The organism is Marinoscillum sp. (genome assembly GCF_040222955.1).
Lineage (GTDB): Bacteria > Bacteroidota > Bacteroidia > Cytophagales > Cyclobacteriaceae > Marinoscillum.
On the sequence record NZ_JAVKCA010000022.1, the window covers coordinates 58,984 to 80,814 of the forward strand.

Genomic DNA, 21,831 nt, shown 5'->3' on the forward strand with positions numbered 1-21,831 from the left:
TTTAGTTAATACAATTTAAGAATAAAAATGATTCGATGCACTTAGTCTTTGATCAAAATAATCGCTTTCTGTAAAGCCAGATTATTGGGATATGTCACCTTTTGGCCTTCATCGTTTTTAATGATAATGGAAAACATGTTGAGGTCATTGACGATTCCTTCTATAGAATTGTCACCATCCACAATGCGGATCCGGTCACCGATGCGATAGGGGAAGTAAAAAAACAGCAAGATGGCCGCAGTGATATTGCTCAGGATGGACCAGGCCGCAAACAGCCCAATACCCGCCACAGTGAAGAATGACAAAAAGTAGACTGAGAGCCCCTCAAAAGAGATGTCCCAGGTCAGTCCCAGGAAAAGCAGGATAAACACCACGAGCACAAAGCGAAAGTATTTGGTGGTATAAACCACCCGTGGTGTGGATATTTCCCTTCGCTTCCCATAGCGCTTGATCAGTCTGGAGGTGACTTTGTTGAGAATGGCATAAAGCAACACCAATGCCGCCGTGATCAGGAGCTGGATGGTCAGACTATCCGTTGATTTCAGAAACTCAATAAAATTCATGACTGCAAAAGTAATTCCTGTCCTCGCAACTCCACCACTTCACCCGACATATTGAGAACAATACCTGACTAAAAAATTTCGTTTTAGTAAATACAATCTTTTCTCACTTAAACAATAGCCTCATGGAACTCAAAAAAAATGCACCGTATGATCTGGAGCCGAAAACTCCCCTTTTCTTAAGCATAGGTCTGGTTATCGCTCTGCTGCTGGTCACTGCGGCCTTCGAATGGCGCGGGCAGTACGAGCCCATTGATCTGGAATCCCGTGAACCAGTCTGGGAGCAAGCTTACATTGTCCCTAACACGGTGATACCAGCTCCCAAGCCACCGGAACCCATGCCCGTGAAAAAGCAACAGGTAATCACCCAACCACCCATTATCGTGGAGGGTAGTGAGCTGGAGACCTATATTGAAAAGGCAGAACCCGTAGACGATATCCCTTTTGATGACATCCCGATTGAGCCTTTGCCGGAAGATGACAACAACGTGTACATGGGTGAGGTCATCGAGACGCAGGCGAGCTTTCCGGGAGGATTGACTGCATTTTATGAGTATGTCTCCACCAATATCAATTATCCTAAAAGAGCTAAGAATATGGATGTGACCGGGACTGTCTACGTACAATTTATCATAGACAAAGACGGATCCCTGATAGAAGTAAAAACATTGAAGGGAATCGGGCTCGGCTGTGATGAAGAAGCCATCAGGGTACTAGAGAACAGCCCCAAATGGAACCCGGGCAAGCAACGTGGCAGGGCCGTAAAAGTGCGAATGGTGTTACCCATTACTTTTTCTCTGACACATTAAAACTTAAAGCAATAACTACAGAACTTCATGTACAGTATGGGTTCTGTCAATCCCGACTCTAAACCTCACAAACTTTCCATAATTAAGTACGTATATTTGTACAACTACGATGGGCGAAAGATGATAGCAGCGAATTATTCAGAGTTTAGAGCGGGATTGAAAAAATACCTTGATCATGTTGAAGAAGACAATGAAACCTTAGTGATCAAAAGGAAAAGTGGAAAAGGCACGGTATTAATTTCTCTTGAAGAATACAACTCCATCATGGAGACCTTGCATTTACTCAGCTCCAGGAAAAATGCCGATCGGCTTTATGAGTCCATCGAACAAATGAAATCAGGTAAAACCCACAAACCAAACGCTGAACAGCTCAAGTGACTCTGGTTTTCACAGAAAATGCCTGGGAGGACTATGTCTATTGGCAAAAGGTTGACCGAAAGATGGTCAAAAAAATCAAGGACCTTATCAAAGTCATCAAAAGAACACCATTTGACGGTATTGGCAAACCTGAACCCCTCAGATATGATCTTGCCGGATATTGGTCCAGAAGGATTGATCTAGAACATCGACTTGTTTATCAGGTTAGCGGGAATGAATTACTCATTTATGCCTGTCGATATCATTATGATTGATAAAAGTAAAGGTCATTACCAACCGATCTACCTGCTGACCTTCCAGCCATTCTGGTAATTGGCAGCCAGGTACTGGTTGGCTTCCGGGTTGTTCTTAAACTTTCCGGCTTCCTGATCCCAGTAAACTTTCTCTCCGGTCTTAAAAGCAATATTCCCCATTTGTGCATTGATCGCTGCAATACTTCCCGAATCGATCGGCGTGTTCAGTAGTCCGGGATCATTGGCTTTCATAGCGGTCACAAAATTTTGCGTATGCATGTCTAGATAATTTTCTGCATCAGGCTTTGTCACCGGAGCAATCCGACTCATTTTTTCCTCTCCTTTATTGGAGTATCCAATTGATTTTCTTTCCACGAGTACTTCCAGACCGGAGCGATCCACTACCAGCGTACCATTGTTGCCGATAAACGCGATGCCCTCACGGCGGCCGTAAGGGCCATAGTCAATACCGGTGGCGTGCTCCCATAGCATGTTAAAATCTTTATACTGATAGATGGCCTGCAAGGTATCTGGTGTTTCAGAGGCATCATCCGGATAAGCCAGCTTGCCCCCGGACGCCACCACCGAGATGGGGGCCTTTTCTTCCATGATCCAAAGGGCTATGTCTATCTCGTGCACCCCCCAGTCGGTCATCAGTCCACCGGCATAGTCCCAAAACCACCTGAAATTGAAATGAAACCTATTTTGATTGAACGGCCTGTCAGGAGCAGGGCCGAGCCATGTTTTGTAGTCTACACCCTCCGGCACTGGTCCATCCGGCACTACCGGAATGGCGCCCATCCAGCCCTGATAGGCCCAGGTTTTGACCACCCTGATCTTACCCAGAACACCCGACTGCACAATTTCTCTGGCCTTGCGATAATGTGGGCCACTCCTCTGCCACTGACCCGTCTGGACCACCTTGCCTGTATCCCTGGCAGCATCTACCATGATTCCGCATTCCTCCACCGTATTGGCCACTGGCTTCTCCACATACACGTGCTTGCCCGCCCGCACGGCATCTACCATTTGCTTGCAATGCCAGTGATCAGGAGTACCTATCACTACTGCATCTATTTGTTTATCATTCAGGAGTTTGCGATAGTCACCATACTGTTTGGGCTTATTGGTCCTCAATTGCTGGTAATCCATCAGCCTCTTGGCAATCACCCCCTGATCGACATCACATATCCCCACCAGGTCCACATCCGGCATTTTGAGCATGGAGTTGGTATCTGCCCAGCCCATGCCATTGCAGCCAATTACTCCAATATTGATTTTACTATTCTGATTCATCCCTCCTTTGAGAATATTGGGGAAAGAAAGGGCTCCGGCAGCCAATACAGAGTTTTTGACAAATGTGCGTCGCTTCATGGGTTTGGGTTAAATCATTAAGAAATCAATTTCGACTTCTTAATTTATTGATTTTCCCTCAAACGATCATGGAGTATCCCAAGCCTGCCAGGTGCTCCCGACTCCCGCTCTTCGTCCTCTTCCAGCTGAGTCTGCTCGATCCTATCCTCCTCACGCAACCGGTCGTCCTGAAAGTAGACATTGTGCCAGGCAATCATAAACCCAATGACGCAAACCCAGAGAAACCTCCGGAATGCCTGTAAAAGCACTGAAAATCGATTGGTGGACATAGGCAACAAAAAAACAAAGCCAGCTTAAAAAGCTGGCTTCTGGTCAATTTTACTCAACTTCTACCTCATCGAGGTTAATAAACTCAATCTTGTTCTCATCTGATAGTGTAACGCCGATTACCGCATCCTTGATGATTTTACCACTCAGAATATCCTTGGAAAGTTCATTAAGAATCTCTCTTTGCAGTACCCGCTTAAGTGGTCGGGCACCAAACTGCGGGTCAAAACCGATTTTACCCAGGTAATCCAACACTTTGTTATCTGCCTCTATCTTGATCCCGTTTTCCTCTAACCGTTTCTGAATCAGCTTAAACTGGATGGCCACTATCTTTCTCAGGTCTGTCTTACTGAGTGGTCTGAACATGATGGTTTCATCCACACGGTTGAGAAACTCTGGCCGCACAGATCGCTTGAGCAGCTCGAAAACTTCATTCCTGGTCTCTGCTATCAATCCTTCGGCATTCTCATCCGTCAGATTTTCAAACCGCTCCTGGATCAATCCGGAACCGATGTTGGTGGTCATGATGATGATTGTATTTTTGAAGTTAGCCACCCGGCCCTTGTTGTCTGTCAGGCGCCCGTCATCCAACACCTGTAGCAGGATGTTGAACACGTCCGGATGTGCTTTCTCTATTTCATCCAGCAAGATCACGCTGTAGGGTTTTCTCCTGACCGATTCTGTCAATTGGCCACCTTCGTCATAGCCTACGTATCCCGGAGGCGCTCCTATGAGCCTGCTCACCGCATGGCGTTCCTGATATTCGGACATGTCTATGCGCACCATGGCATTCTCGTCGTTGAAAAGGTAATCAGCCAGTGCTTTGGCCAATTCAGTCTTACCAACTCCCGTGGTGCCCAAAAAGATAAAGGAACCAATAGGCCTTTTTGGATCGTGCAGGCCAGCCCTGCTTCTCCTTACCGCATCGGCCACTGCCATGATGGCCTCTTCCTGGCCAGCTATTCGTTTGCCAAGTTCCGTCTCGAGGTGAAGGAGCTTTTCGCGATCGCTCTGAAGCATTTTGGATACCGGAATACCTGTCCATCTGGCAATCACTTCAGCAATGTCCTCGCTGTCCACTTCTTCTTTCAGCAGCGACTTCTCGCCCTGCATATCAGAAAGTTGCTCTTTGTAAGCCTCCAGTTTCTTCTCAGACTCCACGATCTTTCCATACCTGATCTCCGCTACCAGACCGAAATCTCCTGAACGTTCTGCCTGCTCGGCTTCCGTCTTGTAACGCTCGATATTTTCCTTTTCTGACCGTAAACCCTGAATTACAGCTTTTTCGTTTTCCCATTTAGCCTTCAGCTCATTTCGTCGGCCTGTAAGGTCTGCAATCTCTTTACTCAGCTCATGCTCTTTCTGCTTATCCTTTTCCCTGCGAATAGCCTCACGCTCAATCTCCAATTGCATTATCTTCCTGTTCAGCTCATCCAACTCCTCAGGCAGAGAGTCTATTTCTATCCGAAGCTTGGAAGCCGCCTCATCCATCAGGTCAATGGCCTTATCCGGCAAAAACCGATCGGAGATGTATCTATTGGAAAGCTCGACCGCCGCTATGACCGCATCATCTTTTATCCGCACCCCGTGGTGTACTTCATATTTGTCTTTAATACCCCGCAGAATGGAAATGGCATCCGGAACAGATGGTTCATCCACAAGCACAGACTGGAACCTTCGCTCCAGCGCCTTATCCTTCTCGATGTATTTCTGATACTCTTTGAGTGTGGTGGCCCCAATGGCATGGAGCTCTCCGCGTGCCAGAGCTGGTTTGAGTAAATTGGCAGCATCCATGGCACCCTCGCCTCCTCCACCTGCACCGATCAGGGTGTGAATCTCATCTATGAACAGAATGATCTCACCATCGCTATCGGTTACCTCTTTGATCACAGCTTTCAGTCGTTCTTCAAACTCTCCCTTGTACTTAGCGCCAGCTACCAGCAAGCCCATGTCCAGGGAAATGATGATTTTGGACTTTAACGTCTCAGGAACATCTCCGTCAACGATGCGCTGAGCCATCCCTTCAACGATCGCTGTTTTTCCCACGCCTGGTTCTCCGAGCAATATTGGGTTGTTTTTCGTTCTCCTGGCCAGGATCTGAAGCATGCGTCTGATTTCCTCATCCCTGCCTATTACCGGGTCGATTTTACCCTTTTTGGCCAGCTCATTGAGGTTAATGGAATACCGCTCCAGAGACCTGTATTTAGACTCAGCATTCTGATCTGTCACCTTATCTCCACCTCGCAGCTCTTTAATCGCTTTGATGAGTGGCTTCTCCTCAAACCCAACATCCTTTAAAACCTGTGCGGTCTTATCTCCACCTCCCAGCAGACCCAAAATGATATGCTCTACGGCCACATACTCATCACCAAATTCCTTGAGGTATTTCTCGGCCTTCTGCAAAGCCTGATGTGCCTGACTGGACAGATACGGCTGACCACCAGAAACCTTGGGATAGGTACCGATGAGCTCGTCCAGCTTGCTGTCCAGCAGCTGTCTGGTGGCACCCAGTTTCTTCAGCAGAAACGAGATTAAATTTTCATCTGATACCAAAATGGCCTTCATGAGGTGACCAGTTTCAATGATTTGCTGGCCACCACCGCTGGCTATTTCAGTAGCTTTTTGCAGAGCCTCCTGTGATTTTATTGTATAGTTATTGAAGTTCATCTTCTTGTTATTAATGCCTTGTGTGGATAGGATTACAAATGCTATTCCATTGGTTAAATTGGACTATTTCAAGACAAAATGACAGGAAAATATTCTTTCTCCACTAAAAAGAAGCCAAGAAGACAGGTAAATCCAGGATCAGAAGTGATTTTGAGCCTCTTCCTTGATTAATTGTTCACAATATCTTTTTTTCCTGTATTTTTCGAAATCAAGCAGTTTTCTATCTAAAGAACCATAACCCATGAAGCATCTATATCTCGTGCTGACGATGGCCCTACTTGCCGGTTGCCAGCCCAAGACAACCTCGCCGGATCAACTCCTGCGGGTACCCTATCAAAGCACCGCCATGCAGGTGGAACGTGACTTCTTTGTCTACCTGCCCGCCGGCTATGAGGAATCGGAAAAAGATTTTCCGGTATTGCTTTTCTTACACGGCAACGGTGAGCGCGGTGACGGAAAGGCTGAACTGGAATATGTGAAAGCCCATGGCCCACTGTACGAAGTGTGGGCTCAAAAAAAAGAACTACCCTTCATTTTGATTGTTCCCCAGCTGCCTATGTATGGAATGGACAGCCTGGCTGACTACATCAGGAATCGTACACCCAACCAAATACCCCAGCGACTGGAATCGGGAGTACCCCCACGCCCGGGAAAGTTCCCTACTCCAGAAATTATGAGCGGAGATCCACAGGATACCACTTTCAATGTGGGTGTTGAAGGTCTTCCAGTGGGCTGGCCAATGGTGGAAGATGACCTGCTCTGGATGATTGATCATGTGCTGACTAACTATAAAGCCGATGCTGCCAGACTCTACCTTTCCGGGCTAAGCTATGGTGGATTTGGCAGCTGGTACATGGCCAGTAAACACCCGGAGCTGTTCGCAGCAGTGGCACCTGTGGTTGGTTGGGGTCACCCGGGACTGATGGAACCCATCGCCAGAAATCAGATTCCGGTTTGGGCATTTGCGGGGGGCAGAGATCCGGTGGTCAGGGCCAAATATTTCTATGCTGGTATTAACCGACTGGAGGAACTCGGGCTGAAAGAATTAAGATTTACGGTACATGAGGACATGGGCCACGATGCCTCGACCCGCATATATGCCGGGGATGATCTGTACAACTGGTTCCTGGAATTCGAAAAGGAAAGATAACCTTCACCACGATATGACATCCAAAAAAGGAAATAAGGACCGACGTGACTTTGTGAAAAAAGTAGGTGGGTCGATGGCCATGGTGGGCTCTTTGGGGGTAGCTGCCTGCACTCCTGAAGAAAAGAAATCCATCAACATCAATTTTAACAATACCTACAGGTGGAAAATGACCACCACCTGGCCCCCAAACTTTCCTGTGGTGGGAGAGGGCTGCAAAATGATGGCCGAATGGGTGAGAAAAATGTCTGGTGGACGAATGGAAATTACGGTTTATGGAGGTGGAGAACTGATACCCGCGCTGGAGGGCTTTGATGCGGTGAGTAACGGCGCTGTGGAAATGAACCACGGAGCAGCTTACTACTGGGCCGGTAAACTTCCGGCAGCACCCTTTTTTACCTGCGTGCCATTCGGCATGAACGCTCAACAAATGGGCTCCTGGATCATTTCGGGAGGTGGCCAGAAACTCTGGGAGGAGCTTTATGCTCCGTTTGACCTCAAACCCTTTATCTGCGGCAACACCGGTGTGCAAATGGGCGGCTGGTTTAATAAAGAAGTGAACTCCCTGGATAGCCTGAAAGGTTTGAAAATGCGCATGCCCGGACTGGGTGGTAAAGTATTTGCTAAGGCCGGGGGTACCCCCATGCTGGTATCCGGGGGTGAAATCTATACCAACCTGGAACGTGGTGTGATTGACGCCACTGAGTGGATCGGCCCATATCACGATTATAAAATGGGGCTACATCAGGTGGCCAAATACTACTACTATCCCGGATGGCATGAGCCGGGGCCAGTGCTGGAGATGATTGTAAACAACACAAAATATCAGGCCCTGCCTGAAGACCTTCAGGAGATCATCAAGACAGCATGCTACCGACTGAACCGCTGGATGATGTCAGAATTTGATGCCAAAAACGGAGAGTATCTGCTGAAAATACTGGATGAGAAGAAAGTGGATGTAAGGCCCTTTCCTACGGAGGTCATAGAAGGCCTGAAGCGCGCCACCAGAGAGGTATTGGATGAACTCACTGCTTCCGACCCTATGTCGAAAAAGGTCTATGAGCACTACTCCGCTTTCAGAAGCCAAATCAAACCATGGATGGACATTAGCGAGAAGGTCTTTTATCATGAGATTGGGTAGCCAGCCTGGGCGTTGAGATGGTTATAAATAAAAAAAGGCGGCTCCCTGGGAGCCGCCTTAAAATGCCAACCAAGCGGTTAGCGCTGCCCTAGTCAATAATTATTCGCCTTTGTACTTTTCCTGTGGGTGTTTGAACAACAACCATATAAACTCCTCCTGAAAGCTGAGACACCTCCACCATGTGCTGCGCCTTTTGGCGGTGCACAATGCGGCCGTCCAGGGCCATGATGGAAATGTCCGCCTCCTGATCCAGGCCTTTCAAAAACAGTCTCTCGGAAACTGGATTTGGATAAATTTCAACCTGCACATCGTTAAGGGAAGACAATGGCCTGCTGATCTTAAACACTCCCTCAGCGTTTCCTTTGTAATTGGTTTCTTCAATCACCACTTTGAAATCATATGCTCCAGCCTCCGATGGCTCACTCCCTGAGGCAAACTCGATGATGTAATTCAGACCCTCAGGGGTAGTGGTGACAGTGGGGCTTTGAGGGGCCCCGCTATAACCTACCTCCAGATCACTCAGAGTAATCATTGCTTCAGCTTTGCCGATTGTCAGTACAGCATGTTCATAGGATATCTCATAGTCCGGTGAAGCCGCTCCTTCCACTTTGATGGTATACGCTCCCGCATCAGAGGTGCCCGTCGCAATAGTGCTCAACACCGGGCTGATTGCCAGATCAGATTCATCATCACCATGGACAAAACCGGTGATGGCATAGGTAAGTGCAGGGATGGCATCTCCATAGGTAATAGATTTGTTGTGGGCACTGATTTGAAGATTTGCCTTACCAATAATCAAGCTCCCTGAATGGTACGCAAATGTATAGTTTTCAGAAAGCGCTCCAGAACCGGTAATGTCATAAGTCCCTGCGCCGGTGGTCTCCTGTGCTGCTGTGGTCATTACCGGAAGCATCTCCAGATCAGATTCATCTTCACCATGTACAAACCCCGAGATGGTATAGGTCAGGGTAGGGAGAGCATCTCCATAGGTAATGGACTTGCTATCAGCTGTGATTTGCAGGCTGGCCTTCCCGATGGTCAAACTTCCTGTCAAATAAACAAACGTATAGTTATCTGCCTGAGCATCGGAACCGGTAATGTCATAAGTCCCAGCACCACTACCTTCCACTGCTGTAGACGTGATCACCGGAAGTGTACCCATCGCTGAGGCGTCTTCCCCATTAACAAACCCAGCCATCTCATAGGTAAGTGTAGGGAGGGATTCACCATAAATGATTGAATGGTCATCCGGGCTTACTGTTAACTCTGCCGGCATCACCTCCAATGTTGCCGCTTCGTACACAAACGCGTAGTTGGAAGCAGCACCACTCGAAACTGTGATCTCATATTCACCCACCGGACTTCCTTCCACTGCAGTGGTCAAAATTTCCGGATTCGCAGTGAGGACTGATTCATCTTCACCGTAAACAAAACCGGTAATCTCATAGGTCAGCTCAGGTAAATCCTCCCCGTACACCATCAGCTCATTTTCGGCAGTCACCGTCAGTGTGGCCGGGGTAATCTCAAAGGTGCGTGAGACTGTAGTAGCGGCATGGTAAATGTCATCTGCTTCCACCGTTGCCTCGATCACCACAGATCCCACACCTGTGATTGTCAACTCGTTCCCATCCATAGCTACAGGACCACTGACCAGACTAAACTCCACATCGTGACCCGACGTACTGCTGGCGGAAAGTACAAGGGGTACCGCTCCATATACCACATCAGATAGGTCGTCGAATGAAATGATCTGATCCAGTTTTTCGATGGTCAAAGTACTGTTGAAAAACTCAAATTCATAGTTTGTAGCCTCGGCGCCCGATATCATGATATCATAACTCCCCACCGGCGATGTGCTGGTGGCTGTGGTGTTAATGACCACCTGACTTGTGAATACACTTTCGTCCTGATTGTTGGCAAACCCGGTGATTTCGTAGGTGAGTTCCGGGAGATCGCTGCCATAAGGAATGGTCTGGTCGTCGGCAGTCACAGTCAAAAGAGCTTTCTGAATCGTCAATACTGCCGACTGATAAGTCAAATTGTAATTATCGGACGCAGCTCCACTCACGTTCACAGTATAAATGCCAACGTCAGAAGCAGCACTGGCACCTGTGGTCAATATGGGCAGTGTCGTTAAATTCGTCTCATCCTCATCCGTTACAAAACCGGTGATCTCATAGGCAAGGTCACTGACTGCCTCTCCATAGTTCATTTCATGATCCAGTGCTGAGATCATGAGGTCGGCTTTGGCAATGGTGAGCACAGCCTCCTCCAGTACGAATGTATAATTGTCAGCGGCGCCTTCCGATAACTCAATGGCATAATTGCCGGCGCCTGACTCAGCCGTAGCAGGGGTACTGATCCCCGGAGCACCACTAAGCACTGTCTCGTCTTCCCCATTTACAAACCCTGTGACGGCATACTCCAGTGTAGGAATCGCCTCCCCATAAGTGATGGAAGCATCAGCCGCTGTGACTGTTAATACAGCAGGAGTAATCTCAAAGCTTCTCTGAACAGAAACAGCTGCTGCATATTCGCTATCACCAGCCTGATCAGCCTGGATAGTCACCGGACCCGCTCCCAACACGGTAATTTCACTTTCAGAGATAGAAATCAGGTCTTCACCCGTAACAAAGGTAAGTTCAACAGGCAGGCCGGAAGACGCTGACACTGTGATTTCAAAAGGAGCATCTCCATACGTTTTGTCCGCAATGGCTTCAAAGCTGATGGTCTGCAGGGACTTCACCGTGACATAAACGGTGTAAGATTGAGTGAAAAAACCGCTCTCGGAGGTCACAGTATAAAGAACAGGGTTGGTAAAATCCTGCGCCCCAAGAGGAGAAACCGTGGCTCCTTCCGGTAGCTCAATAATGGGCTCAAGGCTAGTAACATCCGTACCATCTTCCACGGAAACCATAATTGTTTCACCCTCACCATCGATCACTTCATCTCCCTCCTGAAAAGGCAGGTCAAAGGATAAAATCTCCGCTTCAAAATTTTCGCAAGCTACCGTAGTGAAAGTAAGCTGCTCGTCGTAAGAATAATTCGCCTCAGCATAGGCCACATCATCCACCAGCGCACAGTAAAGATCAGGATTATCTACCAGCGACACCTCATAGACACTCCCCAGGGTTACCTTTTTGAGGGGATTTTCATCCAGGTACACAAAAGCATCCACACCTGTGATCTCTGATAGATCAATTGAATCCAGGTCATTTAAAGAGAGATCCACATAAAATGAACTTCCTGTCACACCGCTAAAATCTACAGACTTCAAACGATTGCCTCTCAAACCCACATCCAAACTCTCATTAGTCATCCCGCTAAGGTCGATGGATTCCAGCAGGTGAAAATCCAGCGCAACGTCAGACAATTCATCACCTTTCGGCAGCCAGACTTGTGTGAGCGACCCACGATCTTCCGGAGCAGGGTCTCCCTCCTCCAAACCATTGGCCGAAGCATAGAGTATATACAGCAGTTCATTCTGTGACACATCCAGGGAGGTGAGGCTTTTGGCTCCCTCCAACCTGAGGTCCTCCAGTAAGGTCAGATGGGAAACATCCAACGTGGTGATGTCAGTGCCTGAAAGATCCAGCTCTGTCAGAAGGGTATTTGTGCTCAAATCAATGCTGGTAATAGGGTTGGATTCCAAATACAAATAGATCAATGAAGTATTGGCACTAAGATCAATTCCTGTCAAGCTATTGTCACTGAGGTTAAGATATTCCAGGTTTAGACAGGGTGAAAGATCGATAGAAGCGATCCCGCAATTTCTCAGATACAGTCTGTTCAACTCGGGATAAGTGGTCAAATCCACCCCACCCAACTCAATATTACTTAGGGAAAGCACCTCCAGATTTACATTCTCACTGAAGTCAACAGACTGAACATCATGCGACCCATAGATATTGATCTCTGTGAGTGCCTGGTTTGGAGAGAAATCAAAGCTTTCTATCAGGCTACCTGAGTAGCGGATTCCGGTGATGTTGGTAAAGGCCTCCAGCCCGGTGACATCCTCGGTATTGGAATGAATTGTCACTAATCCGGTGTACGCCTCCGCTTCCGCATAGGTAATATCCCCACTGCTATTCGTATCTGCCCCATAAAGGCTGTAATGCATATAATAATCCGGGATGTAAACCACGTCATCAGGATCACAATAAGTTGCAAAACCTACTCCTGGATCTACATTTGTCCAGTTGGCCTCAGCATATGTGGGATCATCTACTTTGATACAGGTGAGGTCCGGGTTGCCTGTGACATTGAATACCGTGAAATTCTCATTATTTTGATTGGCTACATCTAAAGCCGTCAGGCTATTATTAGCGGCGCTGAATGAGATTAAAGCGCTATTTCTACGCACATCAATAGCCGTGAGCAGATTATTATCGGCCGCCAGCCCAATGGCATTGATGAAATACTGAATCCCCTCCAGGCTGGCAATGTCTTCTCCACTCACGTCTATTGTAGCCTCAAAAGCCTCGGCCTCACTCATTCTGACCTCTCCATCCCCATTGTCCTCTATAATCGACAACAGAGCACTCTTGAAATTAGCGTCTGGAATGACCACCAGCGGGTCCTCACAATTGGTGTCAAAGAAGACCTCTTCGTCCACCATGTCTGAGAAGTTGTCGTAGAAATAATCCACATCATCCACATTGACACAAGTGAGGTTTTGATCTATATACCCGATGTTACGGGCTTCAAAGACTGTTATTTTACTATTGTTTCCATTTCGCAGGTCCAGAAAAGTCATACGGGCACCATCCAGATCAATATGTGTGAGATTGGGATTCATGCTCAGATCCAGCGAAGAAAGGTATCCATTGGCTGCATAGAACTTCACCAACCCATGGTTGGCAGTGAGATCCACTGTAAATAATGGGTAAGTAGAGTTGATGTCCAGTTCAGTAATATTCTGAAAGGCTTCAATACCGCCAATACTGCTGTGGCTATAGCCATCAGTCAATTTGCCGGTTACAGCCTCCGCCTCACTCAGCTGTATCTCAGCATCATCATTCAGATCATACCCTTTGAAAATCGCATGGTTTTTAAAGGACTCATCTTCAAAATTCACAGCACAATCCATACTGAACCCAACTCCTTCGGGAATTCCGGTCCAGTTGCTTTCTGCATAAGCAGGATCATCGACATTGATACAAAGCAGGTCGGGGTTTCCTGACAGATTAAGCGTGGTGAAATTTTCATTGTTACCATTATTGAGCTTCAAGATGGTTAATCCCACATTTTGTGCACTCAGTGACTCCAGAGCGCTATTTCCCGAAAGGTCAAGCCTCAGAAAGTCGTTATCATCCAGTATCAACGCATCGATGCCACTAAAGGCCTCCAGTCCGGCAGCATTTCGAATGCCCTTGTCTGACAAGTCCAGCGTCCCTGTGAATGCCGCAGCCTCACTGGTTTCTATGATCTGATTGGCGTTGAGGTCGATGGCGGGCTCATAGGACAGCAAAGCTTCCAGCAGCTTTGGATCTACTACATCAATGGAAGGGTCATCGCAGTTACGATCATAACCAACTCCAGCTGGTACATTCACATAGTCCGCTGCAAAATCTAGGTCATAAACGGAAATACAGGTCAAACCTACATTTCCGGTAGCATTGAGGTAATTGACATTTTTTCCCACGTTGATATTCAAAGAGGTTAATTCGTTGTTCCTGCAGTCCAGATAGTTCAGCGCATTGCCATTGCTAAAATCCAGGGAGCTCAACGAATTATTGGGCAACTGAACAGTCTGGAGCGCCGGAGAATTACTCAAATCAAGGGTGGTTAGTAAATTGTCACCCAGGTTTAGTTGGCTCAACAGGGGCAGGCCAGTGGGATCGAAGGTAGTGAGTTCATTATTAAAGGCACTGAGGGTGGTCATTTTGGGGTTTGCAGACAAGTCCAGTTCTGCTAAAGAATTATTGTAGCAACTCAGACTTCTCAGCTCAGGCAACATGCTGACATCCAGTGCAGTTAGTCCACCCCCGCCACACCCTAATGTAACCAGGCTGGTGTAAGGCGTAAAATCGAAAGCTCCCGTCAGTGGGTTTGATCCATAATCCAACACCACCAAATTTCCTTCGGTGGAAAGCGAGAGGGCCACCAGCTCATTTCCCTGACAGTACAATGTTGACAAGTTGTCATTTTGGGTTAAGTCGAGCCCTGTCAGATCATTGCTGTAGACATAAAAGGTGGTCAATTGAAAATTATTGCTCAAATCAAGGGTAGTGAGGCTGTTGTTAGAAATATACAAATACTTCAAATAGGCATTTTGGGAAACATCCAATGTCGTCAATCCACAATACTCCGCAGAAAACTGCGAAATAAAAGGATGGAAACTTAGGTCAAGTTCAGAGACCGTATTGCCATTAATGCTGAGGGTAGAAATGCTTCCGAATCCCTCCAGACCAGCCAGATTGGTGATACTCTTATAGGATAGCTCTAATGCACCGCTGAATGATGCCGCCTCACTTACCTGAATCTCACCATCACTATTACTATCTATGACGGGATTGTGTGCCAATAGTGCATTTTTAAAATTGGTATCTGGGATATTCAGGGCACAGCTCGCATCAAAACTGGCTCCAGCGGGGATATCAGTCCAATTGGAGGTAGAATAAGTCGGATCATCAACTGTAATACATGTGAGGTTGTCATTGCCTGTGGCATCAAAGCTCACAAAGTTGGTGTTGTTGCCGTTGGCCACTGAGAGGATGATCAACTCGTTGTTAGCTACGTTGACACTTGTCAGAGCTGCATTCTCACTCAGGTTTAATACGCTGATTGAATTATCCGACAGATTGAGGGAAGTGAGGTTTCCAAAAGCTTCCAGGCCCAGCGCCGTAGAAATCCCCAGCCCACTGAGATCAAGTGCTCCTGTCACAGCCAGGGCCTCGCTTTGACGAATTTCTCCATCGTCGTTGGTGTCAATGTCTGGAGTATATGTCAGAAGAGCTGCCTTTAGGGCCGCATCCGGAAGAGAGACTACGGGATCGGCACAGTTGCCATCAAACGTAACACCCGGATCCACATAAAGAGTAACCCCATCCATTGCTGGGTCATCCACCTGTATGCAGGATAGCGATGGATTATTGAGTGTATAGAGCACGACAATAGATCCGGTACCATTTTTGGCATTCAGACTGGTGAGATTATTATTCTGACAGTACAGGTATTGCAGATCGGTCAGCCCACTTACATCCAGGGATGTCAATTCACTGTCATTACAATACAAATGAGTGAGTGCCGTGAAGGAGGTGAAATCAAACGATGCACTCAAAGGATTATCCCCATATCCCAGCAGTTTGAGTGACCCGGTAAGATGGCTCAAATCGATGCTGGCAATATTGTTGCCTACAAAATACAAAAATATCAGCGAGGTATTCTCACTCAGGTCGATAGCGGAAATTTGATTGTTAGCTATAAACAGGGTATCGAGCAGGGTATTCTGCGTCACATCAAGTGATGTAAGCTGGTTGTTATGACAATGCAAGCGTGTCAAAGCCGTGTTGGCAGTGACATCCAGCGCTGTGAGCTGATTAACTCCACAATTGAGTTTAGTGAGGTTTACAAAAGCTTCAATGCCCGTGAGGTCCCCAATGCTTTTATTAAAAACATTGAGCTCTCCGGTAAAAGCCTCGGCTTCACTTACCTGGAGCTCATTGTCTCCATTGGTATCGATGGTCGGGCTATGCGCAAGTATGGCCGCCTTAAAATTGGCGTCTGGAATCGTCACATTCTGTGCATGAGTAACCATGACAGATGTCAGGAATAGAATGGTTAGGAAATTTTTCATAGGGCAAATAAATTTTCGGTTTGTGACAGTGAAAGTGGTCACAACCACCAAAAATTTACCTAGCCCCCCGGGGTAGTTTTGCACCTACCCGGCCGGGTAGTTTTTTTAACCATTTAATTTTCAGCTACTTAGAAGATGACTTCATGGCCATTTTCAGCGCCTCTTTACGGTTTGCTACTCCTAACTTGGAGTAAATGTTTCTAAGGTGAAATTTAACGGTATTAACAGAGACAAATACTTTATCTGCTATCTCCGTATTCGTGAGGTCCGAAAGTGCATAGCCTAGCACCTCAAGTTCACGATCGGAGAGTGGGTCCTGAATAGTATCATTGAGTTGCTGAATCTCCAGCCCAAGATCTTCTGCACTTCCGTCCACCAACCCCCGGATCTGAAGTCGGAGTTCATTGACTTGCGCCGTGAGCAGGCTCCTTTGAAGGCGATTACTTCTTCGGATTGAAAAAATCACAATCAACCCCACCACCAGGAGTAAAAAAATCACCGTGAGTAAAAGAACAATATTCTGCTTGCGCTCGGCCAGTTTAAGCTCAGCCACCAGACCCTTGGCTTCCAGTAAAGCTATTTGTTGTTCTTTCTGATTGGTTTGATATTCCTTATCCAATACTAAAATTGCCCGTTGCTTATCCCTCCTGGACAAAGTATCCCTGATGGCCTGATACTTTTTATAGTAAGTCAGCGCATCCTTTTGGTTGCCATAGCGCTCCTGTTCGCTGGCCATTTCGTGATAGACCAATGCCAGATCTTCAAGGAGCCCATTTTCTTCAGCAATCAGCGCAGCCTGTATCAACAAATAGTCCGCCCGGTCTTTATTGAATAGCCCGTTATGGGCCTGGGCAAGGGCCAGGGCAGACGCCACCTGATACTGGCCTTGGCCCACTTCTTTGAAATAATTATAACATAGATTTCCCACTCGGATAGCGGCCCTGTAATCCCCCCTCGCATTGAAAATTTTCGTTTTGGTAATCCACTGTTTGGCCAGACTGAGGCTATCGTTAAGGTCAATGGCCGCTTCTTCGGCCATCCGGCTATAAAGGGTGGCACTATCCAGTTCCCCCATTTTCAAATAGGCTGCACTTATTTTTCCCAAACGAAGCACGTGGGTATTGTGATTGCCTGCTTTGGTGCTCTTCACCTTCAGTGCCCTTTTATAGTAGTCCACCGCCTCAGGATACTCCATGATCGAGCATTTCAAGTCGCCAAGGTTAACCAGGTCATAAGCCAGGGCGGTGCTGTCATTCAGGGCAAAGTCAATTGCATAGCCTTCATTGTAATAGGTGGCTGATTCCTGATACATACCCAAATGGCTGTACAGAGTACCCAAATGCGCGAGCTGATTAGCGGTCTCTAATGAGTCCCCTGCCGCCCTCGTTACCGCAAGAGCCATCTTGTAATACGGTATGGCATCAAGGTATTTGCCGAGATACTTGTAAGTAAACCCTGTGTGGCTGTAGCTCTCTATCAGGTAAACGGTATCCAGCGGATACTCATCTAACACAGATACTGTCAGCAAATAATGCTCAAGTGACTCCTCCACCTGATTGAGAAAGTAAAGGGCATCAGCTTTTATTTGATAAATTCTGGATAGGTTATCGGGGCGCGTTTCCAAAATAGAATCAGCCTTTTCCACCACGAGTTGATACTTTTCCTGATTGTATAAACTGAGCAGATAGGACTCATTGGATTGCCCCATACACCCACTATAGGAAAACCATAGGATGAGCAAGCCGTAACGGGCGATCGCAGGAAATGAATTTGACATACTTTAGGCAGCTGGGTAAAATAATCTTTATCTAATATAAAACTAGATAAAAACGGGAAAACAGGCCGTACTTTCAGCACAAACAAAAACACCGCTGTTTAGCGGTGCTTTGTAAAATATTGGTTTGGTGGCAGTTCAGTATTTCTGCACGCTGGGATCTATCTCATCAGACCAGGCCAGAATCCCTCCGGCAAGGTTGTATAAGTTATCAAACCCGTGCTGCTGCTCCAGGTATTGAATGGCATTGGCACTTCGCTTACCACTGCGGCAGTGCACCACTACTTTTTTCTCTTTAGAAAATTTATCCGCGTTATCTGGTACAGTGGACAATGGGATCAACTCTCCACCGATTTCGGCCACCTCAAATTCATTGGGTTCCCGCACATCGATGAGTTGAAAATCTTCACCACTATCCATCATTTGTTTCAGTTCTTTTACGCTTATCTCTTTCACTACTTTAGATTTAAGGTTTATTTACATATTTGCATTCCAAAAAATCACCCCGCTTTTTATAACGAGCCCTAAAGATAAATCCGATGAGTGACAAAAAGTTCGAAACCGCGGCAATAAGACACCAAATAGAGCGATCTTCTCAAAAAGAGCACTCTTCGCCTATCTACATGACCTCCAGCTTCAAGTTTGACGATGCTGAAGATGCGCGATCGTTATTTGCTGAAGAAAAGGAGGGGAATATTTACTCGCGCTATTCCAACCCGAATACGGACGAGTTTATCCAAAAGCTTTGCTTGCTGGAAGGAGCAGAAACGGGCATGGCCATGGCCTCTGGCATGGCTGCCATGTTCACGAGTCTGGCGGCTTTCCTCAGCAGCGGAGACCATGTGGTGGCCTCCCGATCACTTTTCGGATCCACCCATCAGATCCTCACCAAACTTTTACCCAAATGGGGCATCTCCAGCACGTATGTAGACATACTGGATGATGCTGGCTGGGAAAAAGCCATTCAGCCCAATACCAAAATGATTTTTCTGGAGACCCCAAGCAATCCAGCTTTAGACTTGGTAGACCTGGAGAAAATCTGTGCACTTGGTCGATCCAAAGGCATCCTGGTAAATGTGGACAACTGCTTCGCTACCCCATATCTGCAAAACCCGATTAAATGGGGCGCAGACATAGTCACTCATTCAGCCACCAAGTTTATTGATGGACAGGGACGCGTGATTGGCGGTGCCATTGTTACTTCTGAGGAGCTTTTCCCTGAAATCAAATTTATGGCCCGGCACACGGGCCCATCTATGTCACCATTTAACGGCTGGCTGCTCTCCAAAAGCCTGGAAACGCTGGCCGTGCGCATGGACAAGCACTGTGACAATGCACTGAAGCTGGCACAGCATCTGGAAGGGCATTCCGCACTCAAGCAGGTTCGCTATCCGTTTTTGCCGTCTTTTCCTCAGTATGAATTAGCCAAAAAGCAAATGCGCCTGGGTGGTGGCATAGTCACTTTTGAACTCAAAGGCGGAATTGATCAGGGCAGAAAGTTTTTGGATGCATTGAAAATGATCTCCCTGTCTGCCAACCTGGGTGACACACGCACCATTGCCACACATCCGGCATCCACCACGCACAGCAAGCTTTCTGAGGAAGAAAGACTGGCAGTGGGAATCACACCGGGCCTTGTAAGGGTGTCAGTTGGGTTAGAGCATATGGATGACATCATTGCAGACGTGGAGCAGGCTTTGGACCGATCCAAATAATTCATCTCATAAACTCACTTGAGTAGTGCACTGGTCATCTCCGGAAAAATCACCAGTAAGATCAAAAAAGCGATCTGAATCAATACAAAAGGGATAATTCCCTGATAAAGATGACTGGTTTTCACCTCAGGAGGAGCTACCCCTTTCAGGTAAAAAAGTGCAAAACCGAATGGTGGGGTAAGAAAAGAGGTCTGCAGGTTAACAGCCAGTAAGATGCCGATCCAGATCAGGTCGATGCCCATGGCCACAAACAATGGAGCCACCACTGGTACGATGATGAACACAATCTCAATGAAATCGATAAAGAACCCCGCCACAAAAACCAGCGCCATCACCAAAAACAGGAAAGCATAGGGGCTCAGATCGGCACCCTCTATCAATTCAAGGAATAATTTATCGCCCTCCAGCCCCCTGAATACCAGGGAAAATGCCGTAGCCCCTACCAGAATCATAAAGACCATGGAAGTGAGCAATGTCGTTTCCTGCATCACCTCTTTCAATACGGACAAGGTGAGCTTGCGCTGCAGTAGCGTAAGCAATATGGCTCCAAAGGCACCTACTCCAGCTGCTTCTGTAGGGGAAGCGATGCCCGCAAAAATGGACCCTAACACTGCGAGAATCAAAAGAAAAGGAAAGACAAAAGACTTGACCACTTCCTGAGAGAAACCCCGCTCCCGAAACAACAACACTTCATCTTTGGGCATAGCAGGGGCCTTATCTGGAAATATCTGCGCATAGATAATAATGTAAAGTACATAGCAGGCTACCAGACCTACTCCAGGGATCACGGCTGCCAAAAACAAATCGCCGACGGGCACATTGAGTACGCTGCCCAAAAGTACCAATACTACAGATGGAGGAATGATTTGCCCCAGAGTACCCGAAGAAGCAATCACCCCGGTACTCAGCCTGGGGCCATATCCACGTTTCAGCATGGTAGGCAGTGAAATCAGGCCCATAGTGACCACCGTGGCACCCACAATGCCCGTGGAAGCGGCCAACATGGCACCCACCATCACCACGGAGATGGCCAAACCGCCACGGAACCTACCAAAAAGCAGGGCCATGGTTTCCAGCAGGCGCTCCGCTATCCCGGATTTCTCCAGCATGATGCCCATAAAAACAAACAAAGGCACCGCCAACAGCACAAAGTTTTGCATGGTGCCATACACCCGCAATGCCAGGAGATAAAAAAAATCCACATCAAAGACCATGATGCCAACCAGTACGGAGAGACCGCCAAGGGTAAAAGCCACCGGAAAGCCAAACAGGATCAGAACAAAAATGGCAACAAATAAAATAATCGGGAGATACTCAATCATGATCAAAAATAGTCTTCAGGGATTTCAATGAGATGGAGAGGCCTTGCAGTGCCAGCAGCAGGAAGCCAACCGGGATCGCAGACTTGATGATGTACCTGGCGGGCAACCCCCCGGGATCAGGGCTGGTCTCACCCATCAGGTAGGCATTTTTAGTAAACTGAAATCCTTCTGCCATTCCAATCAGACACAGGGGAATGAGTAAAAACAGACAGCCAATCAGATTCACAATCGCCTTTTGACGATCCGAAAACCGCTGATAAAACACATCTACCCGTACGTGCTTGTCCTGATGAAAAGTCCACCCGGCAGAGAGTAAAAATATGGCAGCGAAGAGGTGCCACTCGAGCTCGAAGGAAGCCGAAGAGGTGATCTGCAGGGAGTAACGCAGCGCCACATCCACAATGATAATAACCACCAACAGAAGACTCAGCCAGCTCACGGATTTGCCAACATACACATTGACCTTATCTATCCATTCTGAAATTCTGATCACATTTTTTAACTTTTTGAGACATAAAACTTACCGTCAGCACCAATATATCCGCCATTTATCAAAAAATACATTAGATACGGGAAATGGATACCAAAAAGCCACCAAAATCAACTTTTACCCAATATCATTGCGGATATGAGAAATAACTCATGC

General features: G+C 47.2%; 15 protein-coding genes. 6 read left to right on the plus strand and 9 right to left on the minus strand.

Annotation, left to right across the window (positions count from 1 at the left end):
• Window positions 1-41 precede the first annotated feature (41 nt).
• Window positions 42-563, minus strand: a complete 522-nt coding sequence (locus RIH33_RS19655; protein WP_406651758.1) for a mechanosensitive ion channel domain-containing protein — start codon at window positions 561-563, stop codon at window positions 42-44.
• Window positions 564-685: 122 nt separating this feature from the next.
• Between RIH33_RS19655 and RIH33_RS19660 the strand changes: the two genes are divergently transcribed.
• Genes RIH33_RS19660 through RIH33_RS19670 form a run of 3 tightly spaced genes read left to right on the plus strand, consistent with a single transcriptional unit; the run spans window position 686 to window position 2,001 of the window.
• On the plus strand, window positions 686-1,369 hold the full coding sequence (locus tag RIH33_RS19660; protein ID WP_406651759.1) for an energy transducer TonB: 684 nt from the start codon (window positions 686-688) through the stop codon (window positions 1,367-1,369).
• A gap of 27 nt (window positions 1,370-1,396) precedes the next feature.
• Window positions 1,397-1,747: a type II toxin-antitoxin system Phd/YefM family antitoxin gene (locus RIH33_RS19665; RefSeq protein ID WP_406651760.1), complete on the plus strand. Its 351-nt coding sequence runs from the start codon at window positions 1,397-1,399 to the stop codon at window positions 1,745-1,747.
• Window positions 1,744-2,001, plus strand: a complete 258-nt coding sequence (locus RIH33_RS19670) for a Txe/YoeB family addiction module toxin (protein ID WP_406651761.1) — start codon at window positions 1,744-1,746, stop codon at window positions 1,999-2,001. Before RIH33_RS19665 ends, RIH33_RS19670 begins: the two co-directional genes overlap by 4 nt.
• Window positions 2,002-2,028: 27 nt before the next feature.
• Here RIH33_RS19670 and RIH33_RS19675 read toward each other — a convergent pair whose 3' ends face one another.
• From RIH33_RS19675 to clpB, 3 genes are read right to left on the minus strand one after another with little or no spacing between them, the layout of a single operon-like run.
• Window positions 2,029-3,354 (minus strand): Gfo/Idh/MocA family protein, encoded by a 1,326-nt coding sequence (locus tag RIH33_RS19675; RefSeq protein WP_406651762.1) that lies wholly within the window; start codon window positions 3,352-3,354, stop codon window positions 2,029-2,031.
• A 44-nt stretch (window positions 3,355-3,398) separates the two neighbouring features.
• Window positions 3,399-3,623: a hypothetical protein gene (locus RIH33_RS19680; RefSeq protein ID WP_406651763.1), complete on the minus strand. Its 225-nt coding sequence runs from the start codon at window positions 3,621-3,623 to the stop codon at window positions 3,399-3,401.
• 49 nt (window positions 3,624-3,672) lie between these two features.
• Window positions 3,673-6,288, minus strand: a complete 2,616-nt coding sequence (gene clpB, locus RIH33_RS19685) for an ATP-dependent chaperone ClpB (protein ID WP_406651764.1) — start codon at window positions 6,286-6,288, stop codon at window positions 3,673-3,675.
• Between the two features lie 241 nt (window positions 6,289-6,529).
• On the opposite strand from clpB, the gene RIH33_RS19690 reads away from it, so the two are divergent.
• Both RIH33_RS19690 and RIH33_RS19695 read left to right on the plus strand, forming a co-directional pair.
• On the plus strand, window positions 6,530-7,438 hold the full coding sequence (locus tag RIH33_RS19690) for a prolyl oligopeptidase family serine peptidase (RefSeq protein WP_406651765.1): 909 nt from the start codon (window positions 6,530-6,532) through the stop codon (window positions 7,436-7,438).
• A gap of 13 nt (window positions 7,439-7,451) precedes the next feature.
• Window positions 7,452-8,576, plus strand: coding sequence for a TRAP transporter substrate-binding protein (locus tag RIH33_RS19695; RefSeq protein WP_406651766.1), 1,125 nt, complete (start codon window positions 7,452-7,454; stop codon window positions 8,574-8,576).
• 88 nt (window positions 8,577-8,664) lie between these two features.
• On the opposite strand, the gene RIH33_RS19700 is transcribed toward RIH33_RS19695, so the two are convergent.
• The 3 genes from RIH33_RS19700 to RIH33_RS19710 form a co-directional block, all read right to left on the minus strand.
• A complete protein-coding gene (locus tag RIH33_RS19700) occupies window positions 8,665-16,374 on the minus strand; it encodes an MBG domain-containing protein (RefSeq protein ID WP_406651767.1) in 7,710 nt (2,569 codons plus the stop codon).
• A 124-nt stretch (window positions 16,375-16,498) separates the two neighbouring features.
• Window positions 16,499-18,151, minus strand: a complete 1,653-nt coding sequence (locus RIH33_RS19705) for a LuxR C-terminal-related transcriptional regulator (RefSeq protein WP_406651768.1) — start codon at window positions 18,149-18,151, stop codon at window positions 16,499-16,501.
• Window positions 18,152-18,286: 135 nt separating this feature from the next.
• Window positions 18,287-18,604, minus strand: coding sequence for a rhodanese-like domain-containing protein (locus tag RIH33_RS19710; protein ID WP_159584249.1), 318 nt, complete (start codon window positions 18,602-18,604; stop codon window positions 18,287-18,289).
• An 83-nt stretch (window positions 18,605-18,687) separates the two neighbouring features.
• Here RIH33_RS19710 and RIH33_RS19715 point away from each other — a divergent pair, with 83 nt between their 5' ends.
• A complete protein-coding gene (locus RIH33_RS19715; RefSeq protein ID WP_406651769.1) occupies window positions 18,688-19,863 on the plus strand; it encodes a trans-sulfuration enzyme family protein in 1,176 nt (391 codons plus the stop codon).
• 14 nt (window positions 19,864-19,877) lie between these two features.
• Here RIH33_RS19715 and RIH33_RS19720 read toward each other — a convergent pair whose 3' ends face one another.
• On the minus strand, window positions 19,878-21,185 hold the full coding sequence (locus RIH33_RS19720) for a TRAP transporter large permease subunit (protein ID WP_406651770.1): 1,308 nt from the start codon (window positions 21,183-21,185) through the stop codon (window positions 19,878-19,880).
• A complete protein-coding gene (locus RIH33_RS19725) occupies window positions 21,178-21,678 on the minus strand; it encodes a TRAP transporter small permease subunit (RefSeq protein WP_406651771.1) in 501 nt (166 codons plus the stop codon). The genes RIH33_RS19720 and RIH33_RS19725 overlap by 8 nt, the downstream gene beginning before the upstream one ends.
• Window positions 21,679-21,831: the final 153 nt, after the last annotated feature.